We start from the raw sequence: 25,692 nt of genomic DNA, 5'->3' as shown, positions 1-25,692 counted from the left end.
CTAAGTCCGGCGGACTTGTCCTGCTTCTGCCTGGCCGATGCGATGCCGCCGAGCGGCATCGATGCTGGCAGCAAGCGCTTCGACGTCGATGGGCTTGCTCAGGTAGTCATCCATTCCCGATTTCAGGTAAGTTTCGCGTTCCGTGGCCATGGCATTCGCGGTCAATGCAACGATATAGGGAACGCGGCCGGGAGGTAGGATCGACCGAATTCTGTTTGTCGCCGCGATGCCGTCCATGTCCGGCATCTCGATATCCATCAGGACAATGTCGAACTCTTCCTCTCGACACCGCGATATTGCCTCGGCGCCGCTGCCCACGACCACCGCCTCGAAGCCCAGAGTCTTCAGTATCTTCTGGCCGACTTTTCGGTTGATCGAATTGTCGTCCACCAGCAGCACATGCAGTTCGCAGGTCTGGATGGGCAAGGCGGCGGTCGCAGCGCGATCGGGACTGAGGTGAACGCGATGATCGGGCGCAAGAGCTTTCAACAATGCAGCGAGGAGCTGCCCGGATTTGGCCGGTTTCGGCAGCGTGGCCGCGTAGTCCATGCGAGCTGCCCCTTCGCGAAACTCCACGTCCAGCGGCGCGACCGAGGTGAAAAGTATCATTGGTGGTGCAGCCTCGCCTAACGATGTGCGCGCGGCAGTGGTGAATTCAAATCCGCTCATGTTTGGCATCTTGAAATCCACCACGATCACGTCGAAGCGTTCACCTGAGGCCAGCAATTTCAATGCTGTTTCGGGGGAGCCAACCGCCGTCGGCAGCAACTCCCAGGCCCGAAATCTTTCGTTTAGAATCAATTGATTGGTTCGATTGTCGTCAACGACGAGAATTCGGGACCCCTTGATTGTCTCCAGCATCGCCGCGCGATCCAACCGATCAGGCAACTCGGCGACCTCACATGGAAGCGTAAAGGCAAAAGTCGTCCCTTCGCCGGGCACACTTTCGACGCCGATCGTACCACCCATGAGTTCTACAAGCCGCTTGGTGATCACCAGCCCAAGCCCGGTTCCGCCGTATCTGCGCGTCGTCGACGCGTCGACCTGGCTGAAGGACTTGAAGAGACGATCCATCCTGTCGGCAGGAATGCCGATACCCGTGTCGCGCACGGTGAAGGTCAACATCATGGTCGCTCCGGGCGTCTGGCTCGCATCCGGAAAGTCCGTCGAAACCGTCAGAATGACTTCGCCGACCTCGGTGAATTTCACGGCGTTGTTGAGCAGATTCATGAGAATCTGCTTCAGCCGGATCGGATCCCCGTAAACCGCGATGGGAACGTCGGGATCGATCCGGCAGGCCAGTTCAATACCTTTCTCGGAGGCCTTCGCGGCGACAAGCTCGGCTGCGCTTTCGATGGTTTCGGTCAGGTCCATCGGCGTCCGCTCAAGTTCAAGAGCGCCGGCCTCGACCTTCGAAAAATCGAGGATGTCGCTGATGATCGTCAGGAGCGTGTCCGCGGCCGTCGCTATCGTGTCGCTGAAATCGCGTTGTTCTTCTGTCAGCGGCGTGCCGGATAGAAGCGTGCTCATGCCGATGATACCATTTAAAGGCGTCCGGATCTCATGGCTCATCGTCGCAAGGAAAGCACTTTTCGCCTCGTTGGCTGCCTCTGCGGCGTCCTTCGCGCGCTTGAGTTCGTCTGAAATCCGCTTGATGTTGGTGATATCCGAATGGACGGCAACCGTGCCGCCCTTGTCGGTGATGCGATTGTTGATCTGTTGCCATTGGTTGCCCGCCATTTCCTGGATGTAGGGCGGGCCAGGCGAGCGATGTCGCGTGATCTGCCGTTCGATCCATTGTTCGGGATCCTGATTGGCGTTCGGGAAACGACCGGCTGTGGCGGCGCGGCTCACGATCTCAGCGAACGGTGTACCGGCCGAGATCTCGCCATCGTTGCCCAACATGATTTCACGGTAGCGGTGATTGGCAACGACCAACCGCTCATTGCGATCAAAGAGCGCAAAGCCTTCCGAGATGCTCTCGATCGCATCGGTAAGCTGGCTGCGCGCCTCGCTGGCGGTCGCTTCGGCATGCGCAAGGTCCGCTGTCCGCTCAGCGACGCGCGCTTCGAGCATGTCGTTTGAATGCCGCAACTGCTGTTCGTAGGCGTTCTGGCGCGCCTGCATGTCGTTGAAAGCCCGCACCACGCGGCCAATCTCGTCGTCGCTGGACCAGTCCACAGGAGCGCGGTTGCCGCTATTTTGCGCCTCTTGGATCGAATTCAGAAGAAGGGCGAGCGGCCGGCCAATGATGCGCTTGTTGGCGGCCAGCGTTGCTGTAACCACGGTTGCCAGCAGGATACCGGCCAGGAAGGTCACGAGTATCATCCGCTCGCGGGTCATCTCGGCCAGGCGCGCCTCGGTCAGGGCTACGCGAAACAGGCCGATTTTGATGGGCTGATCCCCGCTATTGTAGAGAATATCCAGTGAATCCGTGTAGTTCGACCTGTCCAACAGCGCCAGGTCGCCGACAGATGCGACAAGCCGGTTCCTTTCATCGTAGACAGCAGCAGCCGACACATCCGGGTCGGTTGCAAGTGCGGCGAGGATCAGTTTGATCTGTTGATCCGCGACGTTCCAAAGCGACTCGGCCACTACGGCGCTTTGAATCTCCACCAGCTTGTCCAGCTTGATCCGCAATTGCTCGGCCGCAGAGCGCCGGGCATTCCATTCGAACAGGCCGAATACAATGAGTGTCGAGAGCAGCACGAGCGGCACGACAAAGAGCAGGAACTTCCCCTGGACCGATCTGCCAAATCCGTCTCGGCTGGCGGCGGCTTTCGGGTCAAGGTCGGAATCCCGCGCCGTGCCTGGCACCGCGTTCATCAGAACTCCTCGGCGAAGTAGCGTTCGACGATCGCGTCGATGTCGATTTTCGCAAGGCCCGCATTGAAGCGGTCACGCATTGCATGGCCCGCTTCGTCGTCGTTGAAACAGAGGAACAGCGTCTTGTCGTCGAGAGTCTTGCTGTCGAATTTAAGTATCTCTCCGCCGCCACTCAGCGTTGGCTCGGTTGCCAGAAGATAAGACATCACCAACTTGTCGATGACAGCCATGTCGATCCGCTTGAGCATCAGCTTGCGCAGGTTGGTGACGTCATCAGGTGCCGGGATTGCCCGGACCCAGCCGGTTCCGGCCTTTTCGTCAAACTCATCGGTATTGGCATAACCCAAGACTGTCCCGACCTTGAGTTTCTGTTCGCCGATGTCGTCGATGCTGGTCCACTCGACCGGCGCATCCATGTTTTCTGCGAACCCCAGTGGGCCGGTTCCGATCGGCTCGGAAGCCACGAAACCTTCGACATGCCGACAGTGGTAGCCCGGATAGTAAGCCGCAATCTTCATATCGTCTTTCGCATCAGAGATCGCGCGCTTCCAGGGAAGAACCCGAACTTCTGCTTCAAGACCTGCTGCCGCGAAGGCCTGCCTCACCACCTCTGTTGTCGCACCGCCCTTGGGCAATTCGGCCGATGCATATGGCGGCCACTCCAGTGTGGAAATGACAACGGAGTCCGCCAGGGCAGAATTGATCGCAAACACCTGAACAAGCGGCACCAACGCCGCAATCGCGAGGGCTCGAAACCTGGCCGCTCCCGTCTGCAGGGAACTGGCCAGAACTGTCGAGAAACTTCTGCGACGCGCCCACACATTTCCGCTCGGATCAACCGAAGCCTTTTCTGATGTGGGCGTCCCGGTTGGGGTGGTCCGGTTCCTGCGCAAACCTAGGAGTGACATGCCACTTTCCCTTCCTGAAACCCGCTCCGGAAAGGTGTGGAGAAAATGTTGCAGGATTGTGTGATTTCTCCAGTTTGTGAGCGGCGATAGGTTGGCCCTCGATGCACCCGGTGGCGGTGCGCGTTGGCGTGTTGATTCTGCAACTGGTTGAGGCGGACGTGGCCGGCATCGTTTTCACGGGCGATCCGGTAACCTGTGCGGACGAACTTGTTATCGAGGCCGACTCAGGTTCCCGCGAAAAGATCGTTCAAGGTCTAGTCGTTCCGGATCGCAGCCGGATCGGGAGCGCCGAGGGTGTGATCCAACGCGTTGCGAGCTTCGAGGACATAGCGGTACGCCGGGATCCGGACGGATCGACACTGCAGCAGGTGGTGGTGCCTGAACTGGCAGAAAGTCCTTGCCGCACGACAACGGATCTCGATGCCCTCGGCAGCCTGGTTCCGAAGTCGGAAGGGGTGTCCGGGCCGGGACCTCATGTTGTCGCATGGGCACTTTCGGGCGGACGCTGGACCTGCTTCAACGGCGGCCAATAATGAAACCACCATTCGCCTGTTCGGGAGGAGAGCTGAAGCGTTCGTACCAAGTCGCCGCATTGCATCGTGAGATCAATCAATGGGGGATCACGCTGATCCCGGCAGTGTTGGCTCTGCTGCGGTCGATGACGATCTTGCGGGGTAGTCCGTTCACCTCAAGGGCGCGTGCGAAGAACTTGGTCGCAGCCGTCTTGTTGCGCCGCTTGGACAGCATCAAGTCGAGGGTTTTCTGAAGCTTATCGATCGCTCGGCAAAGATAGACCCACTCGCCCTTCACCTTGATGCAGGTCTCGTCCATACGCCAGGATCGATCCGCCGGGGCCTTTCGGCGCCGCGCCGTGCTTGCGATCAGCGGCGAGTACTTGGCCAACCAGCGGTTCAGCGCCGCATGGTCCACTCGCGCGCCCCGCTCTGCCAGGATCTCTTCAAGGTCGCGGTACGACACCGTGTACCGGACGTAGAAGAATACCGCGAACAGGATCACATCTTTCGGAAACCGCGCGCCCTTGAACGAGATCATCGCCCCGCCTTCGCCCGGTGTTCCTGGAGGACTGCAATGTCTGGTCACGACCCGCTCGGGTCAACCGAAGACGTTCGCGACAGAGCCCTTTCATCTTGGCCCAAATACCTCCGGGGGGGCCGGGGGCAGGCCCCCGGCCCTGCCCGAAAGAACCAAGACTTGGACTTGAGGCGCGCGGGCGCTATTGAGACCAAAAGGCGCGGGGGTGGCATGAAGCGGATCTATGTGACGGGGGCGGCAGGCTTCATCGGCTTCCACCTGGCCGAACATCTGCTGGACGAGGGCTTCATCGTCCACGGGTTCGACGGGATGACACCCTATTACGATCCGGCACTGAAAGAGGCGCGGCTCGCGCGGCTTACCGGGCGGAACGGTTTCACCTTCACCCGCGGGATGCTGGAAGGGGCAGGGAAACTCGCCGCAGACATCAGGGCCTTCCGCCCCGACGCCATCGTCCATCTCGCCGCCCAGGCCGGCGTGCGCTACAGCCTCGAGGCGCCGCGCTCTTATCTTTCGGCCAATATCGAGGGCACGTTCAACGTGATGGAGGCGGCGCGCGATCAGGGGGTGAAGCACCTGATGCTCGCCTCCACCTCCTCGGTCTTCGGCGCCAATACCGAGATGCCTTACCGCGAAACAGACAAGGCAGATACCCAGGTCTCTCTTTACGCCGCAACCAAGAAGGCGACCGAGAACCTCAGCCATTCCTGGGCGCATCTCTACAATCTGCCCACAACCTGCTTTCGGTTCTTCACGGTCTACGGGCCATGGGGGCGGCCCGACATGGCACCTTTCAAGTTCACCCGTGCGATCCTAGCGGGCGAACCGATCGAGGTCTACGGACAGGGCGACATGTACCGCGACTTCACCTATGTGACCGATCTGGTTCGGGCGCTGCGGCTTCTCATCGACCATCCGCCTGTCCGCCCGGCATCGCCCGACCAGATTGCGGCGGGCGACAGCCTGTCGCCGGTGGCGCCCTGGCGGGTAGTGAATGTCGGCAATGGCGAGAAGGTGAGCCTTGGCGATTTCATCGCCGCAATCGAAGCGGCGGCGGGCCAACAGGCGGTGAAGAAGTTGATGGGTATGCAGAAGGGTGATGTGGTCGCGACCTGGGCCGACAACGGCCTTCTCGCCCGCCTGACTGGCTACCGCCCCGAAACGAGCATTCGGGAAGGCATGGCGCGGTTCGTGGCCTGGTACCGCGATTATTTCGGCTTCTGACGTCCCGGGGCAGACGGAGCGATTCCGCCCTTGACGCGGCCGGGGGCCTGACATACCTACGCCGCCCAAGTGGCTAGGTAGCTCAGCTGGTTAGAGCGTGCGACTCATAATCGCAAGGTCGAGGGTTCGAGTCCCTCCCTCGCCACCACTTTTACATCCGAGATCGTCCCATGACATCCATGAAGCCTTTCTTATAAGGGTTTGTGCAGATCGTTTGTCCGTTGCGGTCCGGGACAGTCCAACACGGTGCCCCGGACCATGCCCCTGAGTGATGCCGCGATTCGAAACGGCTCTGTTGCACAAATCGCGTGAGGGATTCATCTCGTGAATCCAGAGTGGTAGCTGGACTGCATGAGCAGACCAACACCCCCGACCTGCAAGACGAGGAACTGGCCCGCCTATAGCGAAGCGCTGAAGCGCCGCGGCGCGGGGACGATCTGGTTCGATCCTGCCATGATGTGGGAAGCGACGCCGACCGGCAAGTGCTCGCGGCAGCCCGACTACAGCGACGCCGCCATGCTGCCCGAGGTGCCGCCGCAATCATCCCGCCCCGCAAGAACGCCAAACTCTGGAAACCTGGCACCGCCGGAGCTGTCGCGCGCAACGAAATCCTGCGAACATCGAAGCGTGTGGGTCGAACCATCTGGCGACGATGGAGCGGTTACCACCGCCGAAGCCGCGCTGAAACCAAGATGCACTGCATCAAGCTCCTCGGGCAGCATCTTTCCGCGCGGGACTTCGACCCTCAGGTTGCAGAGTTCCAGGTCCGTTTCGCCGTCCTAAACGGGTTCACCGCCCTCGGCACACCCATCACGGAGGTCGCAGGATAGGTCCGCCCGGGGAAAGGCCAGGTCCGGTCAGAAGCCGATTTTTGCAACAGAGCCCTGTCACCAGGCGATAGGACGGCCATCCCAGGTCTGAAAGCTGCCGCTGGCCCGGCGGTCTGCTTCGGAAATGCGTAAAATCAGCCCGCGGGCGGCGTCGGCCGCGTCGATTTCCGCGTCCGCCCCCCCCATGTCGGTGCGCATCCATCCCGGGTGCAACAGTAGTACTTTCAGGTCCGGATAATCATAGGCGAGCTTCCGCGCCCCCATGTTCAGCGCCGCTTTCGATTGCCGGTAGGCGTAATCGCCGTCAGGGTCGAGACCTTCGGCCATCGACCCGGCTCGGGAGGATATCATCGCGACCGTGCGGCGGCGCCCCGCCATCAGATTTGGCAAGAGCGCGCGGGTCAGAAGCAGGGGCGCCAGCGCGTTCACCTTCATGACCTGGGTGAAGTCGTCGGCGTGAAGATCGCTGAGCCCGCCCGTCGCGCCGCGGATCGCGGCATTGTGGACGACGACCCCTACCGGCAGCGCCCCAAACACCGCCGGAAAGGCGGCAACGGCATCGGCGTCGGCCAGATCAAGCGGCAGCCAGCGGATGTCGCCATCCGCCAGGGACGGCGGGTCATCTGGCAGGGTACGACAGACTGCAACCACGGAGGCGCCGGAGGCGGCAAACAGGCGAACCAGTTCGAGGCCGAGACCCCTGTTGGCGCCGGTCACGACGACGGCGGACATCTGTCAGCGCCCGTTTCGGGCGATGTGTCCGTAGACCTCGCCCGAATATTTCAGCCGCCGGTCAAGGCTCTTTCGATCCAGATAGGCGAGACCGAATTGCGACGCATAGCCATAGGCCCACTCGAAATTGTCGATGAGGGTCCAGGCGAAATAGCCCTTCACCGGCACGCCGGAGTCTAGGGCTTTTGACACCTGCTCAAGGTGGTCGACGAAATATTCGGCACGCTCCAGGTCAAATACCCGTCCGTCCGCTCCGGGCGTTTCGGCGGGCGTCGCCAGGCCGTTCTCCGTAATGAATATCTGCCCGGGTGCATATTCGCGGTGGACATATTCAAGGGCTTCGCTGATGCAGCGTGGCCAGATTTCCCAGTTCAGCGCCGAATTGCGGCCCGGCGGATTCGTCCGGGTGAAACTGAGCGGCGGCAGCTCGCTGCCTGTGCCGATCACCGAACGGCGGTAGATGTTCATGCCCAGAAAGTCGAGCGGCTGTGCGATCAGCGCATTGTCGTCCGGCCGGATGTCGGGCAGGTCCACGGCGCAAAGTTCCAGAATGTCATCGGGATAGCGGCCTTTGAAAACCGCATCGAGGTACCAGCGGTTCTGCACACCTTCGAAGCGTTTGGCAGCGGCCCGGTCCTGGGGTGCGCTGCTGGCCGGATGGACGACGTTGAAATCCAGGACGATGCCTACATCCGCCCCAGGGGCGGCGGCGCGGATCCGCGGCACCGCCAGACCGTGCGCCAAAAGCGCATGGTGGCTGGCCGTGAGGCCACCCTTGACACCATCGGTGAACCCCGGAGCATCTTCACCATAGGCGTGACCCGTCCATGCAAAGGTCCAGGGTTCGTTCAGCGTGGTCCAGCTTTTCACCCTGTCCCCGAGGGCGGCAACCGCAATCTCGGCGTAGTCGGCAAACCGGTTGGCGGTTTCCCTGACATACCAGCCGCCGTCATCCTGAAGCTCTTGCGGCAGGTCCCAGTGGTAGAGGGTGACGAAGGGCTCGATCCCGGCGCGGAGAAGTTCGTCGATCAGGCGGTCATAGTAGCCGATGCCCTTCGCATTGACCTTGCCGCGACCGCCCGGCTGTATGCGCGGCCAGCTGAGCGAAAAGCGATAGCTTCCAAGACCCATCTCTCGCAGCAAGGCGATGTCGTCTGGCCAGCGGTGATAACTGTCACAGGCCACGTCGCCAGAGGAACCATCACTGATCACGCCGGGTCGGCGCGTGAAAGTGTCCCAGATGCTCTTGCCCTTGCCGTCGGCATCCATGCCGCCTTCGATCTGATAGGATGATGTCGCGGCGCCGAACCTAAAGCTTGCCGGGAATCGCAAAGCGGCAGCACGTGCTTCTAACGGCAGAGCGGGTTTGGGGGTGTTCGACATCACCTTTTCCTCTCGCTGCACGGGACTTTCGGGTGCCACTTTTGTGGCTCGTATTCTATAAAAACGTTTTTATTGCTTAATCTCGACAAGTCAAGCGGCCCTTGCTGTGTCCAACTCGCCGAGCTGCGATTCTGGATGCAGCGGTCTTGGGCTGACTATCTCAAGCGGCAGATACCGAAGGTCATGCCGCTTGCGACGTCGTCAGCCAAGCAGTGACAGGCCTTAGGCCTTGACTCGACCCGGCGATGTCATAAAAACGTTTTTATGAGAAGCCGGAGCCAATGGTCAGGAGTGGGGCAGCCATGACGGCCCGACGGTCGCATAGCGCGCCGAAGGGTATGCGCCCGACCGTGAAGACACTCGCCGAAGTGACCGGCTATTCCATTGCGACCGTTTCCAAGGCGCTGAACGACTCGCCGGTGGTCACGGAAGACACCAAGGAACGCATCCGCGAAGCGGCAAGGCAGATCGGCTATTCGGTCAATCCGCGCGCCGCCTCGCTGCGCACCGGAAAGACCTTTCAGGTGGCGGTCCTCATGCCGATATCGGTTGCCGAGGGCCACGAATGGAACGGCGTCGAATATGCCGAGATATTAAGCGGTATCAGCCAGGCGCTTGAGGGCTCGCCCTACCAGCTGTCGATATACCCGATCCGCGATGCGGACGAGGGTCTGAAGGTCGCCGGAACCATCGTCCGGCGCGGGCTGGCCGACGGGATCGCCTTTTCCGGCATCCGCCAGAGCGATCCCCGCATCGACTTCCTCAGCAGCGCCGATTTCCCCTTCGTGGCGATGGGGCGCTGCGACACTGCCGCGCGCTACGCCTTCGTCGATATCGACAGCCACTGGATCGCGCTGGACGCGACACGCCGCCTGATTGCCGGGGGACACAGTCGCATTGCACTGATCAATCCCCGTCCCGACCTGGCCTACGCGCAAAGCCGCGCCGAGGGGTTCCGCACCGCATTCGCCGAAGCGGGTCTGCCGGATTGTGACGATCTGATCGCCGAAGGCGACCTGACGGCCCGGTTCGGGCGCGACACCGCACACCGGTTGCACGGCAATGCCCGCCCGCCGACCGGCTTTATCTGCGTGAACGAGGCAACGACACTCGGTGTCCTCGCGGGTCTGCGCGACCTCGGTCTTTCGGCCGAGAGCGACGTTTCGGTGATCGCCTATGACGATCTCAACGTCTCGGAATATTTCGCACCGCCACTCACCACGCATTTCCAACCGGTCGAGGATCTCGGCCGCACATTGGGAGAGTTCCTCCTCCGCCGCATGGCGGGGGAGCCGCCGTCGGACCTCCAGAAGGTCTTCCGGCCAATACTGATCCCGCGCCAGCCCGACCGGCTGATCGAAACGGGACATCTTGCGCAACAGAGGAGAAGAAGATGAAAACCACTATCCTGGCCGCAGCGATCGCCACCCTGGGATTTGCTGCAAACGCCGCCGACCTGGGCGGCGCCCATCTGAAGGTCGGCTCCGACACGACCTATCCGCCCATGGAAACCGTCGATCCCGCAACCGGGCAGATCGTCGGCTTCGACGTCGATGTGGTGAATGCGATCTGCGAGCGCATCAATTGCACGGCCGAATTCGTGACCACCGCCTGGGACGGCATCTTCGGGGCGCTGCAGCAGGGCGAATTCGACCTTGTCGCCTCGGGCGTCTCGATCACTGACGAACGCAAGCAGACGATGGATTTTTCTGAGCCCTACATCATCGTAAGTCAGGCGGTGCTCGTCCGGGTCGAAGACGAGGGGATGACGCTTGACGACATCAAATCTTCGGGCCGCAAGCTTGCCGCGCAGACCGCGACGACGAATGCCCAGCTGGCCGAAGAGCTTGTCGGCCGCGATAACGTCGCGCTCTACGACACGTTCGTGGGCGCGGTCGTGGCGCTGCAGAACGGCGATGTCGCGGGTGTCGTGATCGACGGCACCTCGGCCGCCGCCTACGAGAAGGAATTCGCAGGCAGCCTTATCATCGGGATCACGGGCCTTCAGTCCGACCCGCTCGGCCTCGTCTTCCGCAAGGGCGACGAGAATGTGGCCGCCTTCAACGAGGGGCTGGCCGCGATCCAGGCTGACGGCACGCTCGACGCGCTTGTCGCAAAATACTGGACGACCGAGTGACAGCCACTTCGGGTACTGAAGTGCCCGCCGGGCCGCGCGCGGTTGCCGCGCACGGCCCCCCTTTTCCCTGAAAGATATGGACCGCCATGCACCGGCTCGCTCGCATCCGACCCAGCAATCTTGTCATCCTGACGATGCTGCCGTTCATTCTGTACCTCTTCACCATGGTGCCGAATTACAAACGGTCGATCACGGCGATCCTCGGCGTCGAGCAGGGGGCCCCGGTCCTCCTGCGCGACTGGTTCCTGATCATGGCGGTGCTGGTCCTGGGCATCATCTGGCCGGTCCTGAGGTTGCGCGGCGCAACCGAACAGGGGCGCAGCCGTACCCTGGCCATCGCAGCGCTTCTGGGCAGCGCCATCCTGGCGGTGGCGTTGGCGGCCTTCGGCGATCTGTCGGCACTCGCCTCCTCGATCGTGGCCAATTCGCTTGATCCGGCGACCTCGGACTTGGTGATCAAATCGACCACCCCGCGCCAGCTGACGCCGGAAGCGGCGGCCCATGTCGCCACAGTGTTCGGCAAGGGTCTTCGGCTCTATTCAGGCGTGATCGTCGTCCTTTCGCTGGCAGGTCTTGTTGAACTGGGCGTCGCGAAGGGCCGGACCATGATCGGTCGCTGGGCATCGCTGGCGCTTCTGGCACTCAATGTCGCTGGGTTGGCCTATCTCCTGCTCGCGGCGCACCTTGGTTTTGCCTCAGGCCTCTTCACCACGCTGCGCGCGGGCATCTTCGCCTATCTGCTGGCGGGCAGCCTCGGTCTGATCTGGGCAGGGCTTCTGTTCCTGCGCCCCTCGAAGATGACCACCCGTATCTGGGGCGCGGCCTGCGCCGCAGCCATTCTCGTGGCGGCCATCCTCTGGAACCTGCCGCATGAGCGCTTCGTTCTTGTCGGCTCGCTCGACAAGCGGGTGGCGATCGTGAAGGGAACGCCGAAGGCGCTCGTCGATGCCATCCGCTTTGCGGAGTTCGACCCGACGCTCGACCGCGAGATCGGGCTTCGCAGCTCTGCATCCAACGAGAATGCCTTGAAGGCGCTGGCCGACGGCAGCCAGGTCTCGGCCGCACTCGTTCCGGCAGAACTCGCCCCTGAAGGTCAGCCGATCCTGTGGGAGATCAGCCAGCTGCCCGATCGCTACCGCGTTCCGGCGCTCCTTTTGTTTGTCGGCGGGCTGCTCATCGGTCTTCTCACCTTCTCGGCCCATCAGCACGGCCGCCACCCGCTCTCGGTCAGTGCCGAGTTCTTCATCGACACGGTGCGCGGCATCCCGATGCTGGTCATTATCCTCTTCGTCGGCCTGCCGTTCGCTGGCGCGCTGAAGGATATCTCGGGCGGCGCCATCGAAATGCCAAACGTCCTCAGGGGGGTCATAGCGATCGCGATCGGATATTCTGCCTATCTGGCAGAGATTTTCCGGGCGGGCATCGAGGCCGTGCCAGCGGGGCAGATAGAGGCAGCCCGCTCGCTCGGCCTCAACAATTACAAGGTCGCGCGGCTGGTGGTTTTGCCGCAGGCCCTGAAGATCGTGATCCCGCCGCTTGGCAACGAGTTCATCGCGATCCTGAAGGACACCTCGCTCCTGTCGATCCTCTCGGTCCGGGACGTGACCCAGCGCATGCGGGAGTTCCAGTCGGCAAGCTTCCTGCCCTTCGCCCCGTTCAACTCGGCCGCGATCCTTTACGTGATCCTGACACTCGGCGCCGCGAGCCTGATTTCAAGCATCGAAAGGCGGCACGATACCAAACGGCGCTAGCTCGCACTCTCGACTGGCGGGTCGCCGCGACCGGCGGACGCCGATGCCAGCCGTGGGGAAAGATACCTGGTGTAGTCAGCGCAGCGATACTACCGGGTGGCTTTCCGTTCGGCCTACATCTTTCCGACGAGCCAGAGCGACAGCGACGGCACCACGATCAGCAGCGTAAGGCGCACGATGTCGGCAATCCAGAACGGCAGCACCCCGCGGAAGATCGTGCTGAGCGATACGTCGCGCAGGACGCCCCTCAGCACGAAGACATTCATCCCGACCGGCGGCGTGATCAGGCTGATTTCGGTGACCACGACCACGATGATGGCAAACCAGATCATCGCATTTTCGGGGTCAAGCAGCAGTTCGTTGGTGAACGGCAGCTTGTACATCAGCGGATAGAAGATCGGTACGGTCAGGAGGACCATCGACAGGCTCTCCAGAACGCACCCCAGAAGCATGTACACGAGAACGATAAAGGTCATGACCATCCAGACCGGCATCTCGTGATCGGCGACGAAATCGGCGAGCGCGTCGGGCAACCCCGCGTAATTGATGAAGTTGGTGAAAAGCTCGGCACCGATGATGATGGCGAAGATCATCGCGGTGGCGCGCACGCTGTCGAGCGTCGCCTCAAGGAAGTCGGCCCGGCTCATCGTGCGCAGCGCGAGCGCAATGACGACCGCCGCGGCCGCGCCCATCCCCGCCGCTTCGGTGGGCGTGAAGAGGCCGCCGTAGATCCCCGCCATGATGAACAGGAAGAGCCCGAGCACGCAAAGGACACCGACCATGTCGGAACGGGTCATCGGCACGGTCGCCCTGCCCGCCGGCGCAAGCGCAGGGTTGAAGGCAACCGCCACGCGCACAGCGATCAGATAGAAAAGAACCGCGACCGCACCCGGAATGATCCCGGCGACGAAGAGTTTCGCGATATTGGTTTCGGTCAGAAGGCCGAAGATGATCAGGATCACGCTCGGCGGGATCAGGATACCGAGCGTGCCACCGGCCGCGATCGCGCCTGTGGCGAGCCGGTCGTCATAGCCATATTTCCGCATCGACGGCATCGCGACCTTCGACATGGTCGCAGCGGTGGCAAGCGACGATCCGCAGACTGCGGAAAAGCCGCCGCAAGAAAAGACCGCCGCCATGGCAAGCCCGCCGCGCATGCGCCCGAAGATCCTGTCAGCCCCGGCATAGAGCCCATGCGCGACGCCGGACGCGGCCAGAACGTTGCCCATGAAGATGAAAAGCGGAATGACCGAGAGGCTGTAGGACAGCGATGTATCGAAGGCGACCTGGCCGGTCATCGACCAGGCAGGCGCCCAGCCGCGCATCAGGGCAAAGCCGATGCCGCCCACCGCCGCCATCGCAAAAGCGATCGGAACCCGGATGAAGATCAGCAAAAGAAGGACCGCGAAACCAATCAGGGATTCGATCATAGCGCGCCCTCCCCGGGCTGGTTCGCGTCGGCGGGTTCGCTTGGCGGGATGATGCCGCGCAGGAAGGCGATGAACGCGCACAGAAGGCAGGAAAAACTTGCAAGATAACCGAACGGCGCCAAGGGAATGTGCAGCGCGTTGGTGACTGTCCCGTCCATCGCCGCCTTGTAGGCATGCGATGCCAGGCGCCAGGAGAATGTCGCCAGGAGCGCCGCTGAAAACAGGCCCGCGAACGCTATCATCAGCCGGTTTGCCGAGGCGCCCACCATCGAGGCAAGGAGGTCGACCTCGACGTGCTCCACCCGCTCGGTCGTCAGTGGCAGCGCGGTGAAGACAAGCGCTGCCAGCATGATCTCGGTCATCTCGAAGGCGCCGCTCAGCGGCGCCCCGAAGAAATATCGCCCCACCACATCCACGCAGGTTATCAGGATGAGGATGAACAAGATAAGAGCGGCTCCGACCCCGAGTGTCCGTTCCAGAAAGAGCCGGATGTCTAATGTCTGGTCGTCGCCGGAGGAACGGCGCCTGAACCTTTGCCGAAGCCGCTCCATCACTCAGTACTCCACACCGGTTTCCGCGCGCAGGGCCTGCAGCGCCGCTGCGCCGTCGTAACCGTCCTTGGCCACATCCTCGGCCCAGGTCGCTTCGAACTTTGCGGCGCTCGCCTTGATTTCCTCGAGGAGCGGCGCGGGGGCGTCATAGACTTCGATGCCGGCCTCGTTGATCGCGGCCTTTGCCGCCTCATCCGCCGCATTCCAGGCGATCCCCGCCAGTTCGGCGAAGGCAAGTCCCGAGATCGCCTCGATCGCAGCCTGATCCTCGGGCGAGATTTCGTTCCACTTGGCCTCGTTCATCACCAGGAACCAGGTGGTGTTGTAGAAACCGCCGGGCACGCGCATCGTGTATTTGATGTCATTCGTCAGTTTGAACGCGGTCAGCGCCTCGTAGGTGAAGGTGACGCCATCGATGACGCCGCGCGACAGCTTCTCGTAGACCTCGCTCGACGACATGAAGAGCGTGGTCGCCCCGAGGTCGGCCATGAGATCGGAGATATAGCCGCCCGGCACGCGGATCTTCAGCCCGGACAGATCGGCCCGGCCTTCGATCTTCCGGTCCTTGGAATGCAGTACACCGGGGCCGTGCACGAAGAGGCCGAGGAGCTTCACACCCTGATGTTCCTTCTGTGCCTCAAGCTGGCCCGAATAGATGTTCCAGAAGGCTTTTGAGGCGGCGACAGCATCGTCGCCGATGAACGAAAACTGGCCGATCCGCGACCGCTTGAACCGGTCGTCCGTCGTGAAGGAATGCAGGCCGTAGGCGATGTCGGCGACCCCTTCGGCCGCTATGTCAAAATGCGCCGGGGGCGGGCCCATCGGCTTGGCAAGGACCCGAACGGTAACGCGGCCTTCGGTGACTTCCTCGACCTTGTCGGCCCATGGTTCGACCGCATTGACGACAAGCGGATGGCGTGGCGGCAGCCAGCTTGACAGCGACAGGGTCGTCTCTGCAAGCGTGCTTGTCGCGGTCGCGCCGATCGACAAGACGACACCGGCCAGAAGTCGGCCCAAGCCTTTCATGTTAACGGTCATTATTGTTCCTCCTCCATGGAAACTGTCACTCGCTTGTTGGCCCCCGCGCGCGGCTGCCGCTATCCTTGCAGCGCATCCCACATTTCGCGGTCGCGCGCCGCGGTCCAGATCCGCGGCGTATCTATGCCGCGCGCCTCGTCGTAGGCGCGCGACACGTTGAACGGCAGGCAGTGTTCGTAGATCGCGTAGTCCTTGAATTTCGGATCACATTCGGCGCGCACCGCGTCCCAGGCTTCCTTCAGGCTGCCGCCGCGCGCCGCGACCCTCGCGGCCGGGCGGTAGGTGCTTTCGACGAAATCGGACGTCGCGGCGATGGCCTTCGCGACCATCTCGCGGCCCACAAGGGCATCACCCCGCCCCGGCGCGATCGCGACCGGATCGAAGCTCGCGATATTCTCCAGCGTCCCGGCCCAGTCGGCGAAATGGCCATCGCCGCAATAGCAGGCGGAGTGATATTCGACGATATCGCCGGTGAACATGACCTCCTGGTCCGGCACCCAGACTACTGCGTCGCCTGCGGTATGCGCGCGGCCCAGATGCTGGATGTCGACCCGGCGTCTACCGAGATAGACCGTCATCGCATCGCTGAAGGTCGTCGTCGGCCAGGTCAGGCCGGGGATTTCTTCATGCCCCTGGAAGAGCCTCGGAAAGCGGGCAAACTCACTGTCCCAGTCTTCCTGCCCGCGCTCGACCACCATCGCTCGCGCGGCGTCGGACATGATGATCTGATCCGCGCCATAGGCCGAGGCGCCAAGCACCCGGACGGCGTGATAATGGGTCAGCACGACATGGCTGATCGGCTTGTCGGTGACGGACCGCACGCAGTCGATCACCTTGCGCGCCAGCCGCGGCGTCGCCTGCGCCTCGACGATCATCACGCTGTCGTCGCCGATGATGACGCCGGTGTTCGGATCGCCCTCTGCGGTGAAGGCATAGAGCCCCTCGCCCACCTTGGTGAAGCTGGTTTTCTTCTCGGCAAGATCGCCCGCCGATGCGAAGGCTTTGCTCATTGTCTCTCCTCAAGTGGCTCGGAACGGGCACTGGCGGGCCGCAATGGCCGGTGGCGGCTTCTGGCGCATGTCGGGTTGCGCATGTCGTTCAGCGCCCCCCTCGCGAACCGATTCTGTTCTCTCCCTCGCAACAGAACATGTCGTTGCAAATGCAACCAAGTCAAGTTAATTGTTGCAGATGCTACAAATCACCCTATCACTGCGACGTCAGCAGGCAGGGGAACTGGAATGAGACGTCCGCCGAAATTCAACTTGAATGAGTTCCTGCCCTATCGCCTTACGGTGGCTGCAGAGCGTCTAAGCGTCGACTTTTCGCGCAATTACGCAAAGACCTTCGGCCTGACGATTGCGGAATGGCGCGTCCTCGTTCACCTTACCCAGACCGGCGAGATTTCGGTTCGCGACGTGGAAAAGCGGGTCGGGCTTGAGAAATCGAAGGTCAGCCGCGCCGCGTCGCGGCTCGAAACCGCGGGCTATCTGACCAAGAGCGTGAATATGGATGACCGCCGGTTGGTCAAGCTCGCCCTGACCGAAAAGGGCTGGGAGCTTATGGCCGATCTCATTCCCGTCGCCATCGCGCACCAGGACCGCCTGCTCTCCAGACTGGGCGACAAACTCGAGGCCTTCATGACGACACTGACCCTGATCGAGGACGAGGATATCTAGCCTTTCCCCCTCGATCTGCGCCGGCCCTCGACCGCCCGCTTCAGCGCCTCCAACCCCTGATCGAGCGCGGCCCGGTCTTCCGCCGACATGGATTTCAGGATCTCTGAGGCGCGCGCCTCGACCTGCGGCAGTATTTCGTTGAAGAGAGCCTGCCCCTCGGCGGTGATCCCGTAAACGCGCAGCCGCCTGTCGTTGTCGGGGGTCGTCTTGGTGATCAACCCCTTCTCTTCAAGTCTTGCCGCGGCCCGGCTGACCTGGACCTTGTCGAGTGTGGTGCGCCGACCCAGCTCAAGCGAATCGATCCGCTGTGCCCGTGCTAGAAGGAAGATCAGCCGCCATTCTTCACGTTTCAGACCGTAGGTTCGGCCATAAACCTCAATCAGTTGCCGGGAAAAGGCTTCGGCCGCGACCGCCAGACGATAGGGGAAAAAACTCTCTAACTGCATGATGCGCCCCTCTTTTCCGTGAGTGGAGATCATTGTTGTTGCGAACGCAACGAATTTTGTGGATCGGGCGGCATATTTGTGACATTGATATATCATTGCATTTGCAATGATTATGGAGGAGGAGTCACAATGAACGCGCCGAGACTGAAGCTGGAGCAGATCCATCATGTCGCCTAAAGCTGCAAGGACGCGAAGGAGACGGTCGAGTTCTACACGAAGAATCTCAATATGGCGTTCGTTCTGGCCATCGCAGAGGATCAGGTGCCCTCGACGCACGAACCCGATCCCTACATGCATCTGTTTCTTGACGCCGGGAACGGCAATGTGCTCGCCTTCTTCGAACTGCCGACGAAGCCCGAAATGGGCCGCGACCCGAACACGCCGAAATGGGTCCAGCACCTCGCCTTCAAGGTGAAGGATCGCGACACGCTGATCGGGTTCAAGAACCATCTGGAAGCCAATGGCGTCGAGGTACTGGGCGTGACCGACCACTCGATCTTCCACTCGATCTATTTCTTCGACCCGAACGGCCACCGTATCGAACTGGCCTGCCCGGATCCCGACGAAGAAGCCCTGCTCAAGCGCCTCGACGCGGTGAAATGGGACATGCTTGAAGAATGGTCGCGGACCAAGAAGGCCCCGCAGCACGCCGCCTGGTTGCATGCAAAGGAGCTTGGGAAGGGCTATGTTTAAGACCTACTCCTATCCCGAGTTCGCATACGTCCAATCGCGCGAGCAGACATCCGGCCAGGTCAAGCGCCACTCGGTTGTGGTCGTCGGCGCCGGCCCTATCGGGCTGACGGCGGCGCTCGACTTTGCGCAGCGCGGGCTCGATGTAGTCGTCCTTGACGACAACAACACCGTTTCGATCGGCTCGCGCGCCGTCTGCTATGCCAAGCGGCCGCTGGAAATCTGGGATCGGCTCGGCGTCGCGAAACAGATGATCGACAAGGGCGTCGGCTGGAAGATCGGCCGGGTCTTCTTCCGCGATCAGGAAGTCTATCAGTTCGATCTCCTGCCCGAGGACGGCCACAAGATCCCGGCCTTCATCAACCTCCAGCAATATTATCTGGAGGAATACATGGTTACCGCCTGCGAGGCCAACCCGCGGATCGACCTGCGCTGGAAGCACAAGGTGGTCTCGCTGAGCCAGAAGGAGGATCACGCCCGCCTCGCCGTCGAAACGCCGGACGGCATCTTCAACATGGAGGCAGACTGGGTCGTGGCCTGCGACGGCGCCAATTCCGACATCCGCAAGATGGTCGGCGCCGACTTCACCGGCCAGTTCTTCCAGGACCGCTTCCTGATCGCCGATATCGTGATGAAGGCGGGCTTCCCGGCCGAGCGCTGGTTCTGGTTCGATCCCGATTTCCACCGGGGCCAGTCAGCGCTTCTGCACCGGCAGTCGGACGATGTCTGGCGGCTCGACTTCCAGCTTGGTTGGGACAGCGATCCCGAGGAGGAAAAGAAACCCGAGCGGATCATCCCGCGCGTCAAGGCGATGCTGGGCGAGGATGTGGAGTTCGAGCTGGAATGGGCGTCGGTCTATCAGTTCGCCTGCCGCCGGATCGACAAATTCCGCCACGGACGCGTAATCTTTGCCGGTGACGCGGCGCATCAGGTGTCGCCTTTCGGCGCGAGGGGCGCGAACACTGGCGTTCAGGATATCGACAATGTTGGCTGGAAGCTCGCAGCGGTGGTGCGGGGCGAAGCGCCGGTGGCGCTGATCGACAGCTACGACACCGAACGCGCCTTTGCAGCGGATGACAACCTGCTGAACTCCGCCCGGTCGACCGACTTCATCACACCGAAGAACGCGGCCTCGCGGCGGTTCCGCAAAGCCGTCCTTACCCTGTCGAAGACGCATCCGTTCGCCCGCCCGCTGGTGAATTCCGGCCGACTCTCGACGCCGACACCCTATCAGCACAGCCCGCTCAATACGCCGGACGAAGGCACCTGGCACGGGCGGATGCTGCCCGGCACTTGCGCCGCAGACGCGCCCATACGGGTCGGCGGCAAGGACGGTTGGCTGCTCGGCCTCCTTGGCGAGCGTTTCACCCTTTTGAGTTTCGGTACCAAGGTCGCGCCGGTTGACGCCGGGCCGTTCTCGCCCAATCTTCTGGTCGCCGGAAAGGACTTCCACGACACACTGGGTCACGCGACCGAACGGTACGACGGCAAAGAGGGCGCGGTCTATCTGATCCGCCCCGACCAGCATGTCGCCGCCAGATGGCGCACGTTCGACGCCGAAAAAGTCCGCACCGCAATCGGTCGCGCCACTGCAGGAGCCGTGAAATGAGCCTTGTCCTGACCCCCAATATCGAAGCGCCCGACGCCTTCTACGAAGCGCTGACCGAGGCGCAGCGCGAGATGACAGAGGAACAGGCGAACGACATGAACGCGCGGCTTGTCCTTATCCTCGCAAACCAGGTCGGCAGTCTGGCCGACCTGCGCGAGGCCATTCGCCTGGCCAAGGGCTAAGGCGGATCACCCGCCACTTGCCCCGCTATTCCGGCTTCACCCGGAAGACCGCGAGGTAAAGCGCCGGGGCGAAGACCAGCGTGATGACCGTCCCGGCGATGATCCCGCCCATCATCGCATAGGCCATCGGCCCCCAGAAAATCTGGCGCGAGATCGGGATCAGCGCGAGGCTTGCCGCGGCGGCGGTCAGCAGGATCGGGCGCGCGCGGGCGTCCGAGGCCTCGAACACCGCCTGCCAGGCGCTGCGACCGGCGGCCTTCAACACTTCGACCTCGTCAATCAGGATGATCGAATTGCGGATCAGGATGCCGATCAGCGCCAGAACCCCGAGGATCGCCACGAAACCGAGCGGCGCGCCCGACGGCACCAGCGCGGCCACGACCCCGATCAGGCCAAGCGGCGCGACGCACAGGACGACGAATGCCAGCCGGAAGCTCTGCATCTGGATCATGATCAGGACGAGCATGATCAGGATCATCAGGGGCACGACCGCCGCGATCGGCGCCTGACTTTCGGCCGAGCTTTCGACCGTGCCGCCGACCACCGCCTGATAGCCGGGCGGCAGGCCGGCGTTGAAGGCTGCGACCTTGTCCTTCAGTGCGGTGACGATGGTCGCGGGCTGATCCTTGGTGGTGATCGCCGCCTTGATGGTAATCGTGGGCATCCGGTCACGCTGATGGATCACCGGCTGCTCGGTCTCATAGCGGAAAGTCGCGACCGAACGCAGGGGGATGGCCCGGCCATCGCCCGCCGACAGCTGAAGATCGGGCAACGCCTCGACCATCTCTCGCGAGCGTGCATCGCCGCGTGCGAGGATCTTGATCAGATAGGCCGCGTCACGCAATTCCGTGACCGGCGAACCGGCGTAGATCGCATTCAGCGCCGCGGCGATATCGCGCTGCGAGATGCCCAGCTGGCGCGCCTTGTCCTGCAGGATATCGACCCGCACCACGCGCGCCGGTTCGTTCCAGTCCATCACGATATAGGACAGCCGCGGATCCGAGGCGATGACCGCCGTCAGCTCGCGCGCCTTGTCGCGCAAAAGGTCGATATCGGGGCCGGACAGCCGATATTGCACCGGGCGCCCGACCGGCGGGCCGATCTCCAGAAACTTGACGAAGATGTCGATGCCGGGAAAGTCGCTGGCGGCAATGGCGCGCAGCTTCTCGCGCAGCGCGTCGCGCGCCTCGACCGAAGGCGTCTGGATCACGATCTGCCCGGTATTCGGCCCCGGCGTCGGCACATCGTACGACAGAAGGAAGCGCGGCGCGCCCCGCCCGACATAGGACGACCAGAAAAGCACATCGGCATCGCCGTCGAGCACTTGTTCCATCCGGTCCATCTGCGCCTTCGTCTCGGCGATCGAGGCGTTCTGCGGCAGGGCAAAATCGACGACCAGTTCCGGCCGGTCGGAGTTGGGGAAGAACTGCTGCTCGACAAAGCGCATGCCGGAGATCGACAGGGCAAAGACCGCAACCGTCACCCCGATCGTCACCCAGCGATAGTGCATCGCCGCCCGCAGGACGCGGTGAAAGGCGTGCCGTACCCGCCCCGGTTCGCCCGAATGATGTTTCATCTTGCGGGGCAGCAATGTGACGCCGATCAACGGCGCGAAAAGCACCGCGACCACCCACGACACCAGAAGCGAAACCGCGATCACCACGAAAAGCGAAAAGGTGAACTCGCCCGCCGCCGAGGAATTGAGCCCGATGGGAATGAAGCCCGCAACCGTTACCAGCGTGCCCGACAGCATCGGGAAGGCGATGGAGGTCCAGGCGTAGGACGCCGCCGATGTCAGGCTTTCACCCTTCTCCAGGCGCGAGATCATCGTCTCGATCGCGATCATCGCATCATCGACCAGAAGCCCCAGCGCGATGATCAGCGCGCCAAGCGAAATGCGCTGCAGCGTGATGCCGGAATATTCCATTACAACGAAGGTGATGGCCAGAACCAGCGGAATGGTCAGCGTGACCACAAGGCCCGCCCTCACCCCAAGCGAGATGAAGCTGACCGCAAGCACGATCAGCACCGCCTCCAGCAAGGCCTGCAGGAAATGGCCCACCGCTTCATCGACCACATGGGGTTGGTCGGCGACCTGATGAATGTCGATCCCTATCGGCAGAACGGCCGTGGCGCGCGCCATCACCTGTTGCAGCTCAGCCCCGAACTCGATGATGTTCGACCCCTGTTTCATGCCGACGGCAAGGCCGATCGCCTCCTGCCCGCGATAGCGGAACAGTTCTGACGGCGGATCCTGATAGCCGCGCCGGATCTCGGCGACGTCGGTCAGCCGGAAGAACCGGTCGCCGACGCGCAGGTTGATGTCCTGCAGGCTCTGCGTGCCGGAAAACTGCCCGCCGATCCTGACAAGGACACGCTCGGGCCCCGCCTCGATCACGCCCGACGGCACTATGGCGTTCTGCGCGGCCAGCGTCGCCTGCACCGCCTGCTGGTTGAGGCCAAGCGCCGCAAGCCGTTCGGTCGAGAATTCCAGAAAGATCACCTCGTCGCGCGTCCCGAAAATCTCGACCTTGCCCGCGTCGGGCAGGGCCTGGACCGCGCGCTTCACTGTCTCGACATAATCGCGCAGCTCGCGCGGCGAAAAGCCGTCGGAGGTGAAGGCATAGATATTGCCGAACACATCGCCGAAACTGTCGTTGAACTGGAAGCCCGCGAATTTTGCCGGGAATTCGGGCCGGATATCGGCCATCATATTGCGGACCTTCTGCCAGATGCGCGGCATCTGATCGGCCTTGGTCGTCGGCAACAGCTCGACATAGACGATGGAAACCCCTGCCTGCGTGACCGAGCGCGTGAAATCCAGCTCGTCGAGATCTTCGAGCTTCTTCTCGATCCGATCGGTGACCTGGGTCCGCATCTCCTGCACGTCGGCGCCGGGCATGGCGGCCGAAATGATCATGGTCTTGATCGAGAAACTCGGGTCTTCCTCGCGTCCGATGTTGAAATAGGACATGGCGCCCGCGACGACCGAGACGATCATCAGGAACCAGACGAAGGACCGATGTTTCAGCGCCCAGTCGGAGAGGTTGAAACCTGTCATTCGGATACCCTCAGACCAACTTTCTGGCCGTCCTGAAGCGAGTGGATGCCGCGCGTGATGATCTCGTCTCCCGCCGACAGCCCGGATGCGATGATGGCGACGCCGCTGAACTGGGCGCTGAGCGTCACGGGCATGAGATGCGCCGTATCATCGCTCCGGTCGACCACCCACACTGCCGCCTTGCCGTCGGGGTCAAGAACCGCGGACAGCGGCAGGACGATGGCCGCACCTGTCGTCTCTCCGGCGACCGGTGCGTGCGCTGAATGGACCAAGGCACCAAGCCGGAACGCAATCGGCGGCGAGATGAGCCGCAGATGGGCGCGCCGGGTGCGCGTGTTCTTCTCGGCCACCGGGTCGATCCGGTCGAGTGTCGCGCGCACCGCGATAGCGGGATTTGCGACGAGACTGGCGATGAACTCGGCGCCGGGGGGCAGTGCCGCTGCATCCTCTTCGCTGAGGTCGATGACCACTTCGCGCTCGTCGGTGCCAGAGAGCTGCAGGACGGGCTGCCCGGCCGACAGAACCGCCCCCGGCTCCTGATGGGTCAGGGTGACGATTCCGGCCTGCGGCGCCTTGAGCGTGGCGAGCTGAAGCAGGTCCTGTGCCCGCGCCCGCGCCGCCCGTGCCTGTTCCAGCCGCGCCTCTGCCGCGACAAGCGCGCGTTCGGCATCGTCAAGCTGGGTCTGGGCGCCCGCGCCGCGCGCGGCAAGTTCCTTGGCCCGGCCGCGGGCGTCCCGCGCAGTGTTGGCCTGGGCCTCGGCCACGGCCACGCCTGCTTCCGCCGCCCGCACACCCGCGTCCAGATCGGTCGATTCCAGCCGCGCCAGCACCGACCCTTCGGCAACGATATCGCCCAGGCTGACCGGCCGCTCGGCAATCGTGCCCGCGATCGGAAAACCGAGATCGACCTGAACCTTGGCGGCGACGGTGCCGACGTAGGCAATCGATAGAGCGTCCTGCAGGTTGACTATTTCGGACACGACCGGGCGCGGCTCGGTCGCTTCGGGGGCGGCCTCCTCGGCAAGGGCTGACCCGGCGAGGAGGGTGACAAGAACCGGCCAGAGTTTCATTGCCCACCCTCCGCCGCCCGGACCAGCCGCCCGGGAAACAGCAGCTGCGCCCCGCGCCCCACGATCCGGTCGCCCGGCTGCAGCCCGCCCGCGACGACGATCCAGCCGGTCTCATACCGCCCGACCTCGATCGGCGCCAGCGACACGGCGCCCGTCGCCGGGTCGACTCGCCAGACCGCGGGCCCCGCGCCCGTCGCAGCAAGGGCGGTATAGGGCACGACAAGCGTTCCCGGCTCCTCGGTGGTCGAGGTGCCGCGCACCGCCTCGCCATAGATCAGGCCGGGCGGCGGGTCGGGAATGTCGATGTTCACCTCGACGGTACCGGTCGCCGCATCGACCAGCGGGGAAATCTCGCCAATCGTGCCCGCGAATTCGGTCGACGGGTCCGAGAGCCGCGAGATTCGGATCGTGCTCGGTCGCGCTTCCTGGGTCAGCAACACCTCGGGCACCTGAAACACCGCCTGAACCCCGGTCGAGAGGGCAAGCTCCAGGACCGGCTGCGCCGCGCCGACGATCTGCCCCGCCTCCGCCATCCGCCGGGTCACGATGGCATCCTGCGGCGCCACAAGTTCGGTATCGTCGAGTGCCTTTTTCGCGCGATCGAGATCGGCGGTCGCCTGCGCCAGCGCGCCTGCGGCGATCTGAAGCCGGTCTGCGGCCGCGTCCCGGTCGGCGCGGGTCGTGGCCCCGCGATCAAGAAGCGCCTCGGCGCGCGTCAGGTCCGCCCGCGCCTGCCGCTCGTCGGCGGTCGCGGTCTCAAGCCCGGCCTCGGCCGCCCGCAGCGCTTGCTTCTGCTGGACCGCGTCCATCCGGGCAAGCGGCGTTCCGGCGCTGACGCTTTGCCCTTCCTCGACCAGAACGGCCACGATCCTGCCCGCGAGCGGAAAGGCCGCATCGATACTGTCCCGCGCCCGCAATTCGCCGGTCAGCGCATAGACCCGGGTCTGGGTCCCGGGTTCGATGTCGACGATCTCGACCGCGAGCGGTTCTTCCTGGGCGCAGGCGGGCCGGGCGGTCACGCTTGCAACTGCAAGCAGAAGGAAAAGAACTGCGCGCCCGTTCATCTTTGAACCACCCCAAGACGCTGTATGATTG

General features: G+C 62.9%; 20 protein-coding genes, 1 tRNA gene and 3 pseudogenes. 11 read left to right on the top strand and 13 right to left on the bottom strand.

Annotated features, from left to right (window positions below; translation table 11 throughout):
- Complete coding sequence (locus tag OU426_RS06585) at positions 1-2,826, bottom strand: response regulator (RefSeq protein WP_267633136.1); 2,826 nt, start codon at positions 2,824-2,826, stop codon at positions 1-3.
- Positions 2,826-3,734 carry a substrate-binding periplasmic protein gene (locus OU426_RS06580; protein ID WP_267633135.1) on the bottom strand — a complete coding sequence of 303 codons (909 nt, stop codon included), beginning with the start codon at positions 3,732-3,734 and terminating at the stop codon, positions 2,826-2,828. The genes OU426_RS06585 and OU426_RS06580 overlap by 1 nt, the downstream gene beginning before the upstream one ends.
- Before the next feature lie 101 nt (positions 3,735-3,835).
- Here OU426_RS06580 and OU426_RS06575 point away from each other — a divergent pair, with 101 nt between their 5' ends.
- Complete coding sequence (locus OU426_RS06575) at positions 3,836-4,267, top strand: PEP/pyruvate-binding domain-containing protein (protein ID WP_267633134.1); 432 nt, start codon at positions 3,836-3,838, stop codon at positions 4,265-4,267.
- A gap of 85 nt (positions 4,268-4,352) precedes the next feature.
- On the opposite strand, the pseudogene OU426_RS06570 reads toward OU426_RS06575, so the two are convergent.
- Positions 4,353-4,787, bottom strand: a pseudogene (locus OU426_RS06570) (IS6 family transposase); the annotation flags it as partial.
- A 210-nt stretch (positions 4,788-4,997) separates the two neighbouring features.
- Here OU426_RS06570 and OU426_RS06565 point away from each other — a divergent pair.
- The 3 genes and pseudogenes from OU426_RS06565 (at position 4,998) to OU426_RS06555 (ending at position 6,841) form a co-directional block, all read left to right on the top strand.
- Positions 4,998-6,011 carry an NAD-dependent epimerase/dehydratase family protein gene (locus tag OU426_RS06565; RefSeq protein ID WP_267633133.1) on the top strand — a complete coding sequence of 338 codons (1,014 nt, stop codon included), beginning with the start codon at positions 4,998-5,000 and terminating at the stop codon, positions 6,009-6,011.
- Positions 6,012-6,082: 71 nt separating this feature from the next.
- Positions 6,083-6,159 (top strand) — tRNA-Met (locus tag OU426_RS06560).
- Between the two features lie 203 nt (positions 6,160-6,362).
- A pseudogene (locus tag OU426_RS06555) lies at positions 6,363-6,841 on the top strand (transposase).
- Positions 6,842-6,898: 57 nt separating this feature from the next.
- Here the strand turns inward: OU426_RS06555 and OU426_RS06550 are convergent.
- Together OU426_RS06550 and OU426_RS06545 are read right to left on the bottom strand one after the other, a co-directional pair.
- Positions 6,899-7,573 carry an SDR family NAD(P)-dependent oxidoreductase gene (locus OU426_RS06550; RefSeq protein ID WP_267633132.1) on the bottom strand — a complete coding sequence of 225 codons (675 nt, stop codon included), beginning with the start codon at positions 7,571-7,573 and terminating at the stop codon, positions 6,899-6,901.
- A gap of 3 nt (positions 7,574-7,576) precedes the next feature.
- On the bottom strand, positions 7,577-8,956 hold the full coding sequence (locus OU426_RS06545) for a GH1 family beta-glucosidase (RefSeq protein WP_267633131.1): 1,380 nt from the start codon (positions 8,954-8,956) through the stop codon (positions 7,577-7,579).
- 302 nt (positions 8,957-9,258) lie between these two features.
- On the opposite strand from OU426_RS06545, the gene OU426_RS06540 reads away from it, so the two are divergent.
- The 3 genes from OU426_RS06540 to OU426_RS06530 all read left to right on the top strand — a co-directional run bounded on the left by OU426_RS06540 (position 9,259) and on the right by OU426_RS06530 (position 12,844).
- Positions 9,259-10,353, top strand: a complete 1,095-nt coding sequence (locus OU426_RS06540) for a LacI family DNA-binding transcriptional regulator (RefSeq protein WP_267633129.1) — start codon at positions 9,259-9,261, stop codon at positions 10,351-10,353.
- Positions 10,350-11,093: a basic amino acid ABC transporter substrate-binding protein gene (locus tag OU426_RS06535; protein ID WP_267633128.1), complete on the top strand. Its 744-nt coding sequence runs from the start codon at positions 10,350-10,352 to the stop codon at positions 11,091-11,093. Before OU426_RS06540 ends, OU426_RS06535 begins: the two co-directional genes overlap by 4 nt.
- A gap of 86 nt (positions 11,094-11,179) precedes the next feature.
- The gene (locus OU426_RS06530) at positions 11,180-12,844 is read left to right on the top strand and encodes an amino acid ABC transporter permease (RefSeq protein ID WP_267633126.1); all 1,665 of its coding nucleotides are present in this window, start codon (positions 11,180-11,182) and stop codon (positions 12,842-12,844) included.
- A 113-nt stretch (positions 12,845-12,957) separates the two neighbouring features.
- Here the strand turns inward: OU426_RS06530 and OU426_RS06525 are convergent, their stop codons facing one another.
- From OU426_RS06525 to OU426_RS06510, 4 genes are read right to left on the bottom strand one after another with little or no spacing between them, the layout of a single operon-like run.
- Positions 12,958-14,274 carry a TRAP transporter large permease gene (locus tag OU426_RS06525; RefSeq protein ID WP_267633125.1) on the bottom strand — a complete coding sequence of 439 codons (1,317 nt, stop codon included), beginning with the start codon at positions 14,272-14,274 and terminating at the stop codon, positions 12,958-12,960.
- Positions 14,271-14,825 carry a TRAP transporter small permease gene (locus tag OU426_RS06520; RefSeq protein WP_267633411.1) on the bottom strand — a complete coding sequence of 185 codons (555 nt, stop codon included), beginning with the start codon at positions 14,823-14,825 and terminating at the stop codon, positions 14,271-14,273. The genes OU426_RS06525 and OU426_RS06520 overlap by 4 nt, the downstream gene beginning before the upstream one ends.
- A gap of 3 nt (positions 14,826-14,828) precedes the next feature.
- Positions 14,829-15,863 carry a TRAP transporter substrate-binding protein gene (locus OU426_RS06515; protein WP_267633124.1) on the bottom strand — a complete coding sequence of 345 codons (1,035 nt, stop codon included), beginning with the start codon at positions 15,861-15,863 and terminating at the stop codon, positions 14,829-14,831.
- Between the two features lie 59 nt (positions 15,864-15,922).
- A complete protein-coding gene (locus tag OU426_RS06510) occupies positions 15,923-16,873 on the bottom strand; it encodes an MBL fold metallo-hydrolase (RefSeq protein ID WP_267633123.1) in 951 nt (316 codons plus the stop codon).
- Positions 16,874-17,101: 228 nt separating this feature from the next.
- Here OU426_RS06510 and OU426_RS06505 point away from each other — a divergent pair, with 228 nt between their 5' ends.
- Positions 17,102-17,539 carry a MarR family winged helix-turn-helix transcriptional regulator gene (locus OU426_RS06505; protein ID WP_267633121.1) on the top strand — a complete coding sequence of 146 codons (438 nt, stop codon included), beginning with the start codon at positions 17,102-17,104 and terminating at the stop codon, positions 17,537-17,539.
- Here the strand turns inward: OU426_RS06505 and OU426_RS06500 are convergent.
- Positions 17,536-18,150 carry a MarR family winged helix-turn-helix transcriptional regulator gene (locus OU426_RS06500; protein WP_267633120.1) on the bottom strand — a complete coding sequence of 205 codons (615 nt, stop codon included), beginning with the start codon at positions 18,148-18,150 and terminating at the stop codon, positions 17,536-17,538. The two genes, OU426_RS06505 and OU426_RS06500, sit on opposite strands and share 4 nt — an antisense overlap.
- Between OU426_RS06500 and OU426_RS06495 the strand changes: the two are divergent.
- The 3 genes and pseudogenes from OU426_RS06495 (at position 18,130) to OU426_RS06485 (ending at position 20,466) form a co-directional block, all read left to right on the top strand.
- Positions 18,130-18,678 (top strand): annotated as a pseudogene (locus OU426_RS06495) (VOC family protein). The gene OU426_RS06500 and the pseudogene OU426_RS06495 sit on opposite strands and share 21 nt — an antisense overlap.
- A complete protein-coding gene (locus tag OU426_RS06490) occupies positions 18,671-20,284 on the top strand; it encodes an FAD-dependent oxidoreductase (protein ID WP_267633119.1) in 1,614 nt (537 codons plus the stop codon). Before OU426_RS06495 ends, OU426_RS06490 begins: the two are co-directional and overlap by 8 nt.
- Positions 20,281-20,466: a DUF2783 domain-containing protein gene (locus tag OU426_RS06485; protein WP_267633117.1), complete on the top strand. Its 186-nt coding sequence runs from the start codon at positions 20,281-20,283 to the stop codon at positions 20,464-20,466. The genes OU426_RS06490 and OU426_RS06485 overlap by 4 nt, the downstream gene beginning before the upstream one ends.
- A gap of 25 nt (positions 20,467-20,491) precedes the next feature.
- On the opposite strand, the gene OU426_RS06480 is transcribed toward OU426_RS06485, so the two are convergent.
- From OU426_RS06480 to OU426_RS06470, 3 genes are read right to left on the bottom strand one after another with little or no spacing between them, the layout of a single operon-like run.
- A complete protein-coding gene (locus OU426_RS06480) occupies positions 20,492-23,527 on the bottom strand; it encodes an efflux RND transporter permease subunit (RefSeq protein WP_267633116.1) in 3,036 nt (1,011 codons plus the stop codon).
- Positions 23,524-24,597: an efflux RND transporter periplasmic adaptor subunit gene (locus OU426_RS06475; RefSeq protein ID WP_267633115.1), complete on the bottom strand. Its 1,074-nt coding sequence runs from the start codon at positions 24,595-24,597 to the stop codon at positions 23,524-23,526. The genes OU426_RS06480 and OU426_RS06475 overlap by 4 nt, the downstream gene beginning before the upstream one ends.
- Complete coding sequence (locus OU426_RS06470) at positions 24,594-25,661, bottom strand: efflux RND transporter periplasmic adaptor subunit (RefSeq protein ID WP_267633114.1); 1,068 nt, start codon at positions 25,659-25,661, stop codon at positions 24,594-24,596. The genes OU426_RS06475 and OU426_RS06470 overlap by 4 nt, the downstream gene beginning before the upstream one ends.
- Positions 25,662-25,692 lie beyond the last annotated feature (31 nt).

Source organism: Frigidibacter sp. RF13 (assembly GCF_026626305.1).
In the GTDB taxonomy this organism is placed as follows: domain Bacteria; phylum Pseudomonadota; class Alphaproteobacteria; order Rhodobacterales; family Rhodobacteraceae; genus TMP-24.
Note: the sequence above shows the minus strand (reverse complement) of the source record. Positions and strands in the feature narration are given on the sequence as shown.